At 71.0% G+C, this 14,446-nt stretch carries 12 protein-coding genes; 5 read left to right on the forward strand and 7 right to left on the reverse strand.

Going from position 1 to position 14,446, the window contains the following annotated elements; all coding sequences use genetic code 11:
- Positions 1-48: 48 nt before the first annotated feature.
- From RM812_RS06885 to RM812_RS06905, 5 genes are all read right to left on the reverse strand, one after another.
- On the reverse strand, positions 49-1,035 hold the full coding sequence (locus RM812_RS06885; RefSeq protein ID WP_311571498.1) for a nucleoside triphosphate pyrophosphohydrolase: 987 nt from the start codon (positions 1,033-1,035) through the stop codon (positions 49-51).
- A 127-nt stretch (positions 1,036-1,162) separates the two neighbouring features.
- Entirely contained in the window at positions 1,163-1,810 is a 648-nt protein-coding gene (locus RM812_RS06890) for a SurA N-terminal domain-containing protein (RefSeq protein ID WP_311571499.1), read from the reverse strand.
- A 158-nt stretch (positions 1,811-1,968) separates the two neighbouring features.
- On the reverse strand, positions 1,969-3,459 hold the full coding sequence (gene pkaE / locus RM812_RS06895) for a serine/threonine protein kinase PkaE (RefSeq protein ID WP_311571622.1): 1,491 nt from the start codon (positions 3,457-3,459) through the stop codon (positions 1,969-1,971).
- A gap of 38 nt (positions 3,460-3,497) precedes the next feature.
- On the reverse strand, positions 3,498-4,109 hold the full coding sequence (locus RM812_RS06900) for a hypothetical protein (protein WP_311571500.1): 612 nt from the start codon (positions 4,107-4,109) through the stop codon (positions 3,498-3,500).
- Positions 4,110-4,248: 139 nt separating this feature from the next.
- The gene (locus tag RM812_RS06905; RefSeq protein ID WP_311571501.1) at positions 4,249-6,546 is read right to left on the reverse strand and encodes an N-6 DNA methylase; all 2,298 of its coding nucleotides are present in this window, start codon (positions 6,544-6,546) and stop codon (positions 4,249-4,251) included.
- Between the two features lie 191 nt (positions 6,547-6,737).
- On the opposite strand from RM812_RS06905, the gene RM812_RS06910 reads away from it, so the two are divergent.
- A complete protein-coding gene (locus tag RM812_RS06910; protein ID WP_311571502.1) occupies positions 6,738-7,190 on the forward strand; it encodes a hypothetical protein in 453 nt (150 codons plus the stop codon).
- An 82-nt stretch (positions 7,191-7,272) separates the two neighbouring features.
- Here RM812_RS06910 and RM812_RS06915 read toward each other — a convergent pair whose 3' ends face one another.
- Positions 7,273-8,016 carry an N-acetyltransferase gene (locus RM812_RS06915; RefSeq protein ID WP_311571503.1) on the reverse strand — a complete coding sequence of 248 codons (744 nt, stop codon included), beginning with the start codon at positions 8,014-8,016 and terminating at the stop codon, positions 7,273-7,275.
- A gap of 286 nt (positions 8,017-8,302) precedes the next feature.
- Positions 8,303-9,619, reverse strand: a complete 1,317-nt coding sequence (locus RM812_RS06920) for a glycosyltransferase family 39 protein (protein WP_311571504.1) — start codon at positions 9,617-9,619, stop codon at positions 8,303-8,305.
- A 635-nt stretch (positions 9,620-10,254) separates the two neighbouring features.
- On the opposite strand from RM812_RS06920, the gene RM812_RS06925 reads away from it, so the two are divergent.
- From RM812_RS06925 to RM812_RS06940, 4 genes are all read left to right on the forward strand, one after another.
- Complete coding sequence (locus RM812_RS06925; RefSeq protein WP_311571623.1) at positions 10,255-11,484, forward strand: helix-turn-helix domain-containing protein; 1,230 nt, start codon at positions 10,255-10,257, stop codon at positions 11,482-11,484.
- Between the two features lie 55 nt (positions 11,485-11,539).
- On the forward strand, positions 11,540-11,980 hold the full coding sequence (locus RM812_RS06930) for a hypothetical protein (protein WP_311571505.1): 441 nt from the start codon (positions 11,540-11,542) through the stop codon (positions 11,978-11,980).
- Positions 11,981-12,586: 606 nt separating this feature from the next.
- Entirely contained in the window at positions 12,587-13,708 is a 1,122-nt protein-coding gene (locus RM812_RS06935) for an adenosylhomocysteinase (protein ID WP_311571506.1), read from the forward strand.
- Positions 13,709-13,720: 12 nt separating this feature from the next.
- Positions 13,721-14,272 carry an NUDIX hydrolase gene (locus RM812_RS06940; RefSeq protein ID WP_311571507.1) on the forward strand — a complete coding sequence of 184 codons (552 nt, stop codon included), beginning with the start codon at positions 13,721-13,723 and terminating at the stop codon, positions 14,270-14,272.
- Positions 14,273-14,446 lie beyond the last annotated feature (174 nt).

A 14,446-nucleotide genomic window follows, 5' to 3' on the forward strand; every position in this document is an offset into this window, starting at 1 on the left:
CCGGGGCGCCGGTGTCCCTTCCTCCGCCGGCCCCAGACGGCACCGGTCTCAGCCCTCGGCGCCCTCCGTCTCCCTGATCGCGTCCCGGTACGCCCGTGCCGCCGCTCTCAGGGCCGCCTCCGGGTCCGTGCCCTCGGCCTCGGCGCGTGCCGCCAGGGCCAGGAGTTCGTAGCCGATGCCCTCGCCGGAGGGGAAGGGGACGGGGAGGCCGGCCGTGCGGACGCGGGAGGCGAGCTTGGCCGCGAGGGCGAGACCGGGCTGGCCGAGGGGGACGCCCTCGGTGACCGAGGTGCGCTGCTTCTCGACGGCCTTGGTGCGCAACCAGTGCTCCCGGACCTCCTCGGGGGTCGTCGCCGTCTCGTCGCCGAAGACGTGCGGGTGGCGGTGGATCAGTTTGGCGACGATGGTGCCGGCCACGTCGTCGATGGAGAACGGCGTGTCGGGGTCCTCCTCCGCGATGCGGGCGTGGAAGACGACCTGGAGCAGGACGTCGCCCAGTTCCTCGCGCAGCTCGTCGCGGTCGCCGTCCTCGATCGCCTCGACGAGTTCGTACGCCTCCTCGATGGCGTACTTGGCCAGGCCCTCGTGGGTCCGCCGGGAGGACCAGGGGCACTCCACTCGGATGCGGTCCATGACCTGGACGAGGTCGAGCAGGCGCGCGCCCGGGAGGTCGTAGGAGGCGGGGAGCAGTTCCAGCTCCGGCATCGCGAGGCGTCCGGAGCCGGCGAGGCGGGCCAGACCGTCGGTGAGCGCGGGGTCGCCCTCGCCGGTCGCGACGACCACCACCGTGTGACCGCCGGCGCAGGCGGCGACCAGTTCCTCGGCGGTGGGGGCCGCCTCGTCGACCCGTATGCCCGCCTCGCGCAGATACGGCAGCTGCGGGTGCGCTCCGTCGGCGCACAGCACGCGGTCGGCGCCGTGCAGGGCCTGCCAGGCGGGCCAGGACAGCAGGCCGGGGGCGACACGGTGGCTGGTGGTGAGCAGGACGATGCGGCCCTGGTCGGGGGTGGTCGCGTCGGCGGTGGTTGCGTTCACTCTCCGAACCTAACGCACGCCGCCGACGGCCCCTCGAGTTGTCCACAGGGCGCGGGGCCGTGCGGGGTCCGTGCGGGGGGGGCCGTGCGGGGGGGGGCCGTGCGGGGGGCGTGCGTACGCAGGAGGGTTACGCCGTCTGGCGGGTCCCCGCCGCCGTGATCTCCCGCACCCACGGCGTCTGTGCGTCGACGCGGCTGCTCTTCTGGACGTCCCAGGCGCCGTAGCGCGGGTTGAGGTCGACGTCGAGCTTCTCGGAGGCCCGGGAGAGGGCCTGCCAGAACTCGGGGCGGCTGGTGTCGGTGCCGAGGCTGCCGGCGAGCTTCTGGGCCTCCAGTTGGAGGCGGAGGTTGTCCTCGAGACGCGCCGGGGCGACGCCGTACTGCTGCAGCCAGACGGTCTCCAGCTCCTTGGCGCCGCCGGCCTGCTGCTCCAGGCCGGTGCGCATCTCCCCGACCTCCTTGCGGGTGACGGTCACGCCCGCGTCCTCGGCGGCGCGGTGCAGCACCTGGTCGAGGACCATGCCGTGCAGGGTGTCGCGGGTGAGGCTGCCGGTCCTGGCGACGACCTGCTGGTACTGGTCCTGGTCCGGGACGGCGGCCCGCTGTGCCTCGCGCACCTCGTCGACGCGGTTCTCCAGCTGGGCGACGGTGATCCGCTGGTCGCCCACGACGGCCGCCGCGCCCGGATGCGCGTCGTTGCCGCAGGCGGTGAGGACGGGTGCCGCGGCGGCGATCGCGGCGGCGAGGAGGAGCGCGGAGCGACGGCGGCGGTGCAAGGGAACCTCCCGTTGGAGATTGTGCGACGGTGCACAAAGTCTTGCGATGATCGATGGTAGGCAGTGGCCCGTCTCCGGCCAACCCATTCGACCAACGATTCGCCCAACGATTCGTGAGGACTTCGGGCACCGCCTCGCTCCGGGCCGGGTGACGGTCGTCAGCCGCGTACCTGACCGAGCCACTGGAGCGTGCGCCGGATCTCGGCAGCGAGCGGATGGCCGGGGCCGTGGACGCGCTCCACGTCGTGCAGCAGCCGGGCCAGCGTCCCGTGGGCGGCGGCGCGGTCGCCGAGGGCGAGGAGCAGGTGGCCGATGCGGCGGCGGACGTCGTGGGCCAGGTCGGGGTCGCCGGCGACGTACTGGTTCTCGTAGTACGGCAGTAGCGCACGGTACTCGGCGAGGGCGGCCGCCGGTTCGCCGAGCTGTTCCAGGCACTGGGCGGCGTCGTAGCGGTGGCGCAGGGACTGCGGGTCGGCCTGGCCGGCCTCGGCGGCGCGCTCGTCGGCGAGGCGGCGCAGCTCGGGCAGGGCGCGCCGGTACTGGCCGTCGTCCATGAGGGTGGCCGCGTACTGCTTGCGCAGGGTGCGCACGACCGGGGAGCGTTCGCCGTGCTGCTCGGCGGCGGTGGGCAGGATCGCGCCGAGGATGTCGACGGCCTGGGTGATGCGGCCCTCGCCGAGGAGGCGTTTGACGTCGTCGACGGCGCGGGCGACGTCCGGCTTCCCGGCTTCGGCGGCGGGGGATGCCGGGGCGGGCCGGGGTGCGGGGGTGCGGGCGCGGTCGGGCCAGGGGGCGTGCGGGCGCAGGAAGGGGCGGGTGGGGTCGAGGGGGCCGCCGGTGGGCATGCCCCGGGCGGGCAGGAGCACGGCCAGGTGCTCGTAGACCTCCTGGGCGGAGGCGGGGCGGTGCTGGGGGTCCTTGGCGAGCAGGCGCAGGACGAGTGCTTCGAGCGCCTCGGGGACCTCGGGGCGGACGCGGCGCACGGGCAGCGGCGGCTCGTACAGGTGCCGGTGCAGCACGCCGAGCGCCGTGGAGCCGGCGAACGGGACGTCACCGCTGAGGAGTTCGTGCAGGAGTACGCCGAGCGCGTACAGGTCGGTGTACGGGCCGACCGCGCCGCCCATCGCCTGCTCGGGCGCCATGTAGGCGGGCGAGCCGACGGGGGTGCCGGTGTGGGTGAGGCGGGTGGTGTCGGCGTCCATGACGGAGGCGACGCCGAGGTCGAGGACGGTGACGGTGCCGTCCTGCTTCACCATCACGTTGCGCGGCTTGAGGTCGCGGTGGACGATCGGCACGGCGTGCACGGCGCTGAGCACGGCGCACAGTTGCGCGGCGACCGCGACGGCCCACTGCCACGGGTACGGGTCGTGCTCGGCGAGGTGGTCGGAGAGGTCGGCGCCGTCGACGTACTGCATGACGAGGAACAGCTCCTCGCCCTCGCTGCCCGCGTCGTGCACCGTGACCAGGCCGGGGTGGTCGACCTGCGCGGTCACCCGGCACTCGCGCAGGAACCGGCGGCGCAGCTCGGCGGCCTCCTGTCCGGCCACCTTGTCGGGGCGCAGCAGCTTCACCGCGACACGCCGGTCGAGCCGTCGGTCGTACGCCGTCCAGACCTGGCCCATGCCGCCCTGTCCGATGAGCGTGGACAGCTCGTAGCGGCCGGCGACGACGCGTCCTGTCGCCACGGTCACCTTCCGCCCTCGTGGTTGCCGTTGCCCTGGCCGTCATGGCGGCGCAGGTAGTCGCTGAGCTCGTCGAGCTCGGCGCGGACCTGGTCGATGCGGGCGGGTGGGGGCGGTTGCCGGTGCGGGGGCGGCTGCACGGGATGCAGCGGTTGCGGGACCTGGTAGGCGGCGGCAGGCGGCTGCGGGGGCGTGGCGGCGTACGGGTACGCGGGCTGCGGGTGTCCGTACCCGGCGACCGGAGGCCGTGACGCCACGGGGCGGGGGTGGTACGGCGACTGGTAGTGCCGGACGTCCGTGTACAGGAAGTAGCCCGCGCAGGCGCAGGCGTTGAGCAACAGGATGATCATGCCCGCGTTGCCCTTCGGGCTGCTGAAGTCGTCCGTGTCGTCGGTGGCGAGCAGGCTGAAACTGACCACCAGGACGGCAACCGACGCCGCGAAGGCCCACCAGTCGCGCGGCTTGCGGGTGACGATGGCCGCCCACAGCGTCGAGACCCAGGCGAGGAACCCGATACTCAGCAGGGGCAGGGCCACGAAGAGGACACGCAGTACGACCAGCACGGCGGTCGAGGGTCGACGCGGCGGCGGTGGCGGCACGTAGCCCTGGCCGTGCATGGCTGCTCCTGGAGACCTGGTGAAACCGGACGTACACCGGACGGACCAGTGTGGAGACGAGCGTATAGGCCGACTCGGACAACGGCTCCCCGTTGTACCGAACCGTTGTCGTCGCTGGTCGCTTCGCGTGCCGGGACCGTCAGCCGGGCGCGACCGTACCGTCCGTCAGCCCGTCGTACATCCCGCGTACGAGCTGCTCGCCGAGGCGGCCGACGAGTCTGAGGGCCCGTTCGTACTCGTCGAGGGCGCGGAAGCGGGCACCGTAGCGGCGTTGGGCGTCGAGCGGGAGCCGGGGGAGCTGGAGGCGTCGGACGTCGAGGCGGGTGGCCGTGGAGGCGTAGCTGCTGGCCTGGCGGTTGTTGGCGGTGCCGCGCAGGAACCCGGCCAGGAACCAGGGGTCGAGGGCGGCGGGGTCGGGGCGCAGCAGCACGAGGTTGCGTCCCAGGGCGGCGCCGGAGGTCTCGCCGTCGATCACGCGCGCGACGGAGCCGCCGCCGAGGACGGGGACGACGACGTCCCCGGGGGCGGTCAGTACGGGTTCCTCGTCGCTTGCCGGGAGGGTGCCGGAGGGGCCGGTGCCGGCGAGTACGTCGTGGTCGGTGAGCACGGGTACGCGCGCGTGGCCGCCGTGGGTGCCGGTGCGCAGCATCAGGGCGCCGGCGCGGGCGAGTTCGCCGACGGTGGTGAGGGGCCAGCGGGGCGCGAGCCGTGCGGTGTCGGCGGCCCGTGGGGTGAGGTCGGCGGTCAGGCGCAGGGTCTCGCCGAGGCGCTCGCGCAGGTCCGTGAGCTCTCCGGCGCCGTCGACGGCCGTGGGGGGCGGCAGGTGGCGTGCGGGGGCCAGGTCGACGTCGTCGTCGAGGAGTTCGATGACGGGGACGGAGCGTGCCAGGCCGGGCCGTTCGTCCAGGCGGCCGGCGTCGTCGAAGTCCCGCCAGGCGTCGAGCACGGCGTCCCGCACGGCGCGCCAGTCCGGTCCGCCGCGCTGCTCACCGGCGAACCGCCCCACGTCGGCGAGGAGCACCTCCGGCTGTGCGGGCGCCTTCTCGGGGCGGCGCAGCACCCACAGGTGGAGCGGGATGTTGTACGGCGGTGCCGCGCCGACGGGCAGCGCGACCACGGCCCGCAGCGCGCCCCGGCGCAGCAGGTCGGCGCGGATCCGGCGGCCGGAGCGGCGGGAGGCGGCGGCCGGCGGCATGAGGAGGACGGCCGTGCCGCCGTCCTTCAGACGGGCGAGCGCGTGCTGCACCCAGGCCAGCTCGGACTCGGTGCGGGCCGGGAAGCCGTACTCCCAGCGGGCGTCGTAGGCGAGTTCGTCGTGCCCCCAGTTGCGCTCGTTGAACGGGGGGTGGCACAGGACCGCGTCGGCGCGCAGGCCGGGGAAGGCGTCCGCGCGCAGGGTGTCGCCGGTGGCGGTGCGGACGGTGGCGCGGGTGTGCAGGGCGAGCCGGAGCGCGGCGAGGGCGGCGAGGTCCGGTGCGCCGTCCTGGGCGTACAGCTCCTGCGCGGGCCCGGCCTGCTCGGAGCGGGGGGCGGCGGCGCGCAGGAGGGTGCCGGTGCCGCAGGCGGGGTCGAGGACGGTGCGGGGCCGGCCGGCGAGGTCCGCCATGAGGCCGGCGAGGTCGGTGGGGGTGAGGGTGTACTGGCGGGGGTTGGCGTCGAGGTGTCGGCCGAGCAGGAACTCGAAGGCCTTCCGGGCCCCGAGCTCGGCGGCCAGTTCGGCGGTGCCGCGCAGGAGGGGGGCGGAGGCGAGGAGGGCGGGGCCGGTGGGGGGGTGAACGGCGGGAGCGTGATCGGCTGGGAGGTGATCCGCTGGGGCGGGAGCAGCGGGTGGGGTGTGGGGGGTGGTCGGCGGAGTGTGAACCGTCGGTGGGGTGTTCACAGTGGCCGGTGCCTTCACGGAGCCCTCCGTGTGAACGGCGGGTGCCGCACGGTCACCGGAGCCCGGGTTCACAGCCGGCGACACTCCCGCGGCGGAGTCCGCGGCTCCCCCGGGGGCAGCACTCCTCGCGTTCCTCTCGCGACCGCGGCGTCCGCGGGGCGCCGCCCCGAACCGCGGGGTCAGCACCTGGTCCAGCGCCTCGGGCAGCATCGCGGCGAGGCGCTCGTCCGAGCCGGCGCTCAGCTCCAGCCAGAGCGTGGGGCGGTCGTGGATCAGCAGCAGGACGCAACCGGCGTGGGTGAGCGCGGTGACCGGCCCCTCGGGGTGTCCTACCAGCTGCTGCCAGACCCGCTCGCGCAACGGGACTTCGGCGAGTTTGCCGTGCTCGCGCAGCCAGTCCTCCACCTCGGCGAGGGCGAAGGAGGGGCTGGTCTCGGTGCCGCCGACCGGCTTGGGGAAGTCGGTGTGCCGACGGCGCCAGTTACTCACGGCTGCCCGGCCGACACCGGCGAGTCGCGCGATTCCGGCGGCGGTCACTTCTGTCGCGTTGTCCTGCACCCGCACGGCTCCCTCGTCGCTTGTGTGACGTCGAGCATACCGACGCACGCACGACCACCCCGATTCACGGCCGTGTACGCACGTCACCTTGTGAACCGGGTTGACTCGGTTCACAAGCACTGTTCTTATTGACCCAGCGAACGGACGACCGCCGAGAGGTGGCGGTCGCCGCATTGGGAGGGGACACAGTCATGGGCATGAAGACCAAGATCGCGCTGGGCGCTGTCGTGGGCCTCGCCATCATCGGCGCGGTCTCGGCGAACTCCGAGGGGGACGGCGACAGCAAGAGCGACAGCCGGACGTCCGCCGGTGCGCCCGAGAAGTCCGGCGACACGAAGGCCGACGGCAAGGCCGGCGGGAAGGCCTCGCAGGCCGACCAGTTCAAGGCGTTCGTGGCGAAGAACGGAACGCCCACGGAGAAGGACGCCATCTCCCACGTCACCAAGGTGCAGGGCGCCGACGAACAGAACGACATCCTCGACTCCGCCGACGTCTACACCGACTTCACCGGCGGCATCATGGGCGAGGGCACGGGCCCCGCCAAGCTGATCGCCTCCGCGTTCGCCGACTGGAAGCAGAGCGAGAACGGCCTCGTCACCGTCTACGACGCCGACGGCGAGATCCTCGGCAACGGCAACTTCTGACCGCCGACGTCCCGCGCGCGGTCATCCTGCGGGAGACGGAGGGCCCGGACCGCGGCACGCACGGCAACCGTGCCCGGGTGACTCACAGCGCGTGCCGCATCCAGACGTTGGGCTCGACGTACACCGCGTACCCGCGCTCCGGTTCGCAGCGCACCGGCACCAGCGCGCCGGGAACCTCGACGTCCCCGGCGGTGTCGAAGGGCAGTCCCGTCCAGCGCCGCCACTCGTCCAGCGAGCCGGAGACCGTCATGGAGGCCGGGGCCACCGAATCGATGGTCGCGCCGGCCCGGGCGTGGACGCGCAGCCAGGGATCGTGGGGCAGACCGTCGGGGCGCAGCCGACGGGCGTACTCCTCGATGGGGGCGTGCGGTTCGAGGTGCTTGGCGCTGGGGCGGACGGGAGCGACGACCTCGCGGAAACCGCGGGCCTCGGCGTTGTCGCGCATGGCGGCCAGCATCCGGCCGGACAGGCCGAGCCCCTGGGCGTGCGGGGCGACGGTGACGGAGATGGCGCTGACGGTGTCGGGACGGACCCCGCGGCGCAGGTCGCTGAAGGCCCAGACGAGCACCTCGCTCCAGCCGCGCGCGGGCAGCGTGCCCCGTCCCTCGGTGTGCAGGGCGAACGGAACACTGTGACCGTGGGCGACGACCTCGCCGTACTCGTCCTCGGCGAACTGCACGTACTCGGGCAACTCGACGGCGATGCGCGGGTAGTGGGCGTTGCCCGAGAGATCCTCGACGGCGAACGCGGGCCAACTGTCGGCCATGCCGCGGACCCGGTCCAGCATCTCCGGCCGCTCGGCGAGACTCGCCACCCTCAGTTCCATGCGCACACCCTAGGCAGGAGCGCCGACGGCGGGAAACGGTTTTCAGGACCGTGCCCCTAGGCCGCTCGGGCAACCCACCTGTGGCCCGCCCACCAGGGACGGAGCGGGTACAGCGTACCGGCCCGGGGCGCCGCGCGGGGTCTGTGGTCCACACGGGGTCCACTGGCTCCGTTCCGCGCCCCGGGCCCACTGCACCAATCACCGACACCAGGTCCGGCCGCAGGCCGATAAGCCTAGAGCCGTGCTGCCGGACCTCGCGACCTTCTGGGATTGGCCACAAATACGGTCAACCCCGGATGACTCGTCCGGACGCGCACAGCGGGTCCGTCGGGGCGGCGTCACGGCGGATGAAGGTCGCGACTTCACCTCCGGGGGCTTGGATCACCCAGCAGAGTTGATAGTGCTGCCGCAGGACCTCTCGCTTGGCGTTTTCAGCAGGGGTGTCGTCCAACGGCTGGCCCGGTCGATCGCGCAACACGTTGATCTCACGGTGCTGGAGCATGCGCTGTCGGATCATGTCCGGGGACGCTTCCACACCGTAGAGAGTGCCAGAGGCTTCCGGCGTCTGGCGTAGCGCTATGTCGTCGAGTGGGCCGAAGACGGGAGGTCGGGCCAGCACCCACACACGGCGGCGAGCGGGCTGGAACAGCACCGGTAGGGGTTCGCCCGGCGCCGTGGCGGTGAGCCCCCAGTAGCTACCCACGCTGTCAGTGCGACTGGCCGCGAGGCGCATGTACCAGTACCAGGGAGCCAAGGCAGAAAAGACAACGAAGCCGGTGGCTACTGTGGCGAAGAGACGGCGCCGCCTGAGCGCTGGAGTCCCTTCGGCACGGAGGAGCAGTTGCCAGTGCCGCAGGGCTTGCCCGATAAGGAGCGCCAGTCCGGACATGCAGTACAGGACGTAACGGTCGACGTACCACGGATGTACGAAGGACACGACGAGCAGAAAGCCGGCCGGGGCAACCATAAGCGGAACGGCCACGGCCTGGAGCGATATCGCGCGAGCCGAGTCCCTACGTCTGCGGCGAAGCAGCTCGCCCAAGGCGAGTGCGACTGTGGCTGGGACAGCGAACCCCAGCCAGTCCTGCAAGCCCGGCCGACTCAGCCAGTCCAGCTGTGCTGATGCTTGGCCTGCGCTGACCACGGCCAGTGGGGCGATGCCAAACCCGACAAGAGCGACCGTGGACAACCAGCGCAGTCCGCGAGCGCGCAGGCCGCCAACGAGCCACAGCGTCAGTGCATGCGCGAGGAAAGCAAGCAGAGAGAAAATGTGTAGCCACCCGGCCAGCAGGAGCAACACTCCATACCCGGCACACCAACGTCGCTCATCTTCTTGCAGCGCGCGGACGAAGAACCAGGTCGCCCACACCACTGCCGCGGTCACCAACGCGTACGAACGGGCCTCCTGCGCGTAGAACTGCACCTGGGGGACGCACAGGAAAACGACACCGGCCAAGAACCCAGTTGCCGGGTCGCCGAGGCGGCTGCCGATGGCGTTGACTCCCAGCACGGCAACCAGTACGCCGAGCACGGACATGACTCGTAAGGTCAGTACGCCGTCGTCCCAGACCGCAAGCACCGCATGCGTAAGGAAGTAGTACAAGCCGTGGACAGCGTCGACGTTTTGGACCAAGTGCCACAATTCTCCCCGAGAACGCGATCCCGCCGCATAGCTGACGGTCTCATCTCTCCAGGACGTTGCGTCACGGCTGAGCTTCCAGAAACCGACCAGTAAGCCCAGCAGGACAAGAACGGCCGCGAGTAATCTCTCGTACCAGTGATTCACTCGATCCTGATCATGAACCGGAAGCCGTAAGTCATGCGCTCCCCGCGTTTCCAGATACCGCAAGATCGCTACCACTGAATTCCGGAACCGCGGCACCAGCGTCCTTACAGCCCCGGCTGGGCCGCGTTTGTCCTCCCCCGATCCCAGTGCACAACCATGGCTTCTCCCCACTGCGTCCTCCGTTGTTCTGCGACTGGATGGCTTCTCCAGGCTTCACCGGGACGAAGCTACCGGCCCACACACGTGGCAGCGCACCTGATATCGCCCATCCATCGAGCCTGCTGATCTACAACGAGCCGGTCAACCTCTGCGTAGTCGTGGGGCTCGCCTGTAGCACTCCACATCTGACGCCGGGTCTCTGTACCGTCAAGGGAAGAAGCCCACACGGATGGAGCATCGATGCCTCGCCGCCCGCTGGAACGCCAGCGCCTCACCACTTGGGGGGCGCGCTGATGCTGGATGAAGCCGAAGAGATCGGTCGTCGCGCACGTCGCGCACGGCTCCGTCTCGGTATGACGCAAGCCGACCTCGCCGCCGCCCTGGGCAAGACGCAGGGGTGGGTGTCCAAGATGGAGCGCGGGCACATCGAACTCGACCGCGTCGGCCTGCTCAACCTGCTCGCCTCGGAACTGCACGTCCACCCCAACGACCTCATCGCGCGTCCGTACAACAGCTCCCCGGCCGAGAATCAGTGGCAGGTCGCCGCAGCAGCGATCATGCGTGAACTCCGCCGATACGACCTCGCCCCCGTCTTCGACGGCACCCCCCGGCCGGCCGCACAGCTCTGGCAGGAGACCAGCCGCCTGCACCGTCTCCGCGACGCCGCCGCCAATGTGGCGATCATGGAGGTACTGCCCGACCTGTTCCGCGAGACTCGCGCCTTGGTCGAGGTAGCCACCGGCCACGAGCGGGAAGAGGCGTACGCCATCTACGCGGTGTGCTGCAAGTTCGCTCACACCGCGGCGCACGCCCTTGGTCACCCTGAGCTTGTCGCCATGGCCTGTGAACGAGCCGCCTGGTCCGCGCGGCAGTCCGCCGATCCCGTCATGCCCGCCGTTGCCGACTGGATGCGCGTCTGGGACATGTGGGCCACGGCCGACTGGGACGACGCCATCGCCCTGTCGGACAAGGCTCTCCGAAGCGTGCAGCACGAGTACGACCAGGGCGACCCGCTTGCCGTGCGGGCTTGGGGCTCGCTGCAACTGCGCGCGGCCGTCTCCGCTGCGCGGGCTGGTCGTCGTGCTGAGGCCCGGGATCGAATCAAGCACGCGTGGGCCGCGTCGAACCGGATGGCAGAGTACGGGGGCCCTCCCGTGTACGACCGCCACAGCCTGACGTTCTCACCCGGCAATGTGCAGATCCACGCGATCAGCGTCGCGCTGGAGATGCACGAGCAAGGAAGGGCGCTGTCGATAAACCGGCGCATGCGCCCGGAGGTGATCGAGGCGCTACCCAACTCCCGTCGCGGCCACTACAGCATGGACGTGGCACGCGCTTGGCTGTGGGACGGGAACCGGGACAAGGCACTGAAGGAACTGGAGAGGGCCGAGCGCATCGCGCCCCAGCTCATCCGCAACCACCCCATCGCCCGGTCAACCCTGCGCAGCATCGTGTACGCCGAGCGAGCGAGCACACGCGAGAAGCTTCGTCGCATGTCAGACCGCTTCCACCTCGACGGCTGAGGGTCGTATTCCTGCGGTTCATATTGGGCCCCGGAGATATTCCTAGCTTCGGGGTATGGCAGATCGAACCTCGAAGCAACCCCCTGCTCGGGGCGCCGAGTTAAGCGCTGGCGCCCCGTTTCATCCTCGCCTCGGCGACCTCGCCCTTGACCTCGCCAAGGCGGGACGGATCGGGGTGGTCGTCGCCCTCCCCAGCGACACCTCGGCGTCGTACCAACTTCGCCCACCCGGCGGCGGTGAGGACTGGCGAGCCCGGTCCGACGGAACCACCCTGCACCCGGTGCCGGTCCCGGCCACGCACGTGACGCCGATGCGGCGAGATGCCATCTATGACCACCGCGCTCAACAAGCGGCTCTACCGGTCACCGTCCACTACGAGGACGGTGGCGTCTGCGAGACCGTACTCGTCCTCACCCCGGCGCAAGTCGAGCTGTACTCGATCCAGTTCGGCCAGATCATCGAGGCGCGAGAGACGGCACGGGAGCCCGCGCGGTGAGCCCGGCCGCGCTGACGCTCCCTCCGCCGGCCTCTTTGTGCGGCGCTCCGCGGCCTCCCATCGCCTTCCGCTGCGAAGCCACCGCCCACGACCTCAACGGCTCCCGCGAGATCCTTCTCGCCACCTACCGCGGCCGTTCCGCCCGCCTCGCCGCACGCTGGCTGCGCGCTGAGGCTTGCCACCTCGCTCAACTGTTGTCTCCGGACCTTGGCGCCACATCCCTGCGGAACGCTCCTCTCGTTTTCGCCGGTCCGAACGTCGCTCGCCCTGACGCTGAGCTGCGCGCGTGGGCGGGAAACGAGCGCGTGTACGAACACGCCCTTCGGGCCCTTGCCGCCGGTCGAACCTTCGTGTTCACCGTGACGGACTACGACGCTCGGTACGCCCTCCGGGTGTACCCGTTGTCCACTCGGCGGCAGGCGCCCCCGCAAGCTCCCGTCCCCGCTCGGTGTCCGCCCCACTCCCCGGCGGGGACAGGCCGCCACCGCAGACCTCGCGGGCGGCGCGCCACCCGATGCCCCCGTCCCCGCGTCTCCCATCTCCCCGGCGCGGGGGCGGGTCCAGCACCTGTCCTGAGCCTTACCGCCCAACCAAGGGAAGTGAGCAATGGAACAGTTCGAGCGTGCACGCCTCGACTCCTACTTCTCGCGTATCGCGGAGACCTTCGCCCCGGAGGAGAAGCCGTCCGCCTTCCTGATCACGCACTTGCTGCCCGAGCGACCCGCGTTCGTGCGGGCCGTGGGCATCGGCACGAACCTGCGGGCCGTGCTGCCCAAACCCAAGTCCATCGACCTCACCGCCCGCCGCGAGATCGAGAAGACGACGCAGTGCGACACCCTCTCGCGGGAGCTGTTCGAGGACCCCGTCAGCGCGGTCGACTACCTCGAGTCGCGGGCCGGTGGTGAAGCCGTCGTACTGCTCGACGTCGGCGGGTACTTCGCACCCACCCTCGACGCCCTGTACGAGCGGTTCTCGGGCCGCGTCCTGGGCGTCGTCGAGGACACGGAGAACGGACACAAGCGGTACGCGAGCGCCGAGAAGTTGCCCTGTCCGGTCGTCTCGGTCGCTCGCTCCCCGCTGAAGGACCCCGAAGACTTCCTCGTCGGTCAGTCGGTCGTCTTCTCGACCGAGGCCCTGATGCGCAGCCGGGGAGACATCCTGCACGGTCGCACGGCCCTCGTGATCGGGTTCGGCAAGCTCGGTTCCAGCATCGCCCGACTGCTGCACGCCAAGGGCGTGCAGGTCACCGTGTACGACCTCGACCCCGTCCGCCGCACACAGGCGCTCTCGCAGGGTTTCACCGTCGCCAGGGACCGCGACGCCGCCTTACACGGTGCCGGGCTGATCCTGTGCGCTACCGGTGCGGTCTCGCTGAAGGGCGAAGACTTCTCCGCCCTGCGGAACGGTGCCTACGTCGCCACCGTCACCAGCAGCGAAGACGAACTCGACCTGGCGGGCCTGCCCAACGTGTACCAGCGCACTCCGAACGGGGAGCACATCACCCGTTACCAGACCACCGGCCACTACTTCTACCTACTCAACGGTGGCAACGCCGTCAACTTCCTGCACGGCGCCAGCGTAGGCCCGTTCATCTACCTCGTTCAGGCGGAGATCCTCGCGGGCGTCCGGAATCTGGCCCGTGGCAACCTCGGGCCCGGTATGCACGAGGTCGACGCCGCCGAACGCGCGGCGATCGCCGGAACGTGGCTGAACTACTTCAACCGCTAGGAGAAGCACCACATGCCGATCACCGCACAGCACGTGCGCGACACGGTCGCCGCCTACCTCGCCGACCACCCGGAAGAGAAGGACGCCCTTTCGGCCGTGGGTGAGGTCGTGGAACAGGCCGGCGATTCGGTCGCCTCCCGCAAGGAGTTCCGCGGACACGTCACCGCTGGCGCCGCCCTCGTCCGCCCCGACGGCCGCGTCCTCACCATCGAGCACCGGGCCCTGCGCAAGTGGTTGCTGCCCGGCGGACACGTCGAGGACAGCGACACGACGCTTCGGGAGGCTGCTTTGCGGGAGCTGGCCGAGGAAACCGGCATCAGTAGTGACCAGGTCGAACCGGCCAGTGACGCGCCCCTCCACATCGACGTTCACTCGATCCCGGTGAACGATCACAAGGGCGAGCCGGAGCACCTGCACTTCGACTTCCGGTTCCTGTTCCGGACCACCGCCGACGCCGTCGAGCTGCAAGAGGAAGAGGTCACGAACTACTCCTGGCAGTTCGCCGACATGCTGACCGCCGAGCCTCTGCGCTCCCGTGTGATGGCGGCCACAAACCGCCCGTAGCGGCCCGCAGCAAGCCAGCCGTACAGCCCTCGACACCACGACAGGGCGGTTCGGCTCCCCCGGCGTCCGCCGCTCGCTACCCGTGTTGCGAGCGGCGGACGCCCACAACAAAGACCGGACCACCCCTCAGCCTGGACAGCGATTCGGGGTGGTCCGGTCCTGGAAGCCCTGGTC

Origin of the sequence: Streptomyces lancefieldiae, from assembly GCF_031845825.1 — a bacterium.
GTDB classification, from domain to species: Bacteria; Actinomycetota; Actinomycetes; order Streptomycetales; family Streptomycetaceae; genus Streptomyces; species Streptomyces lancefieldiae.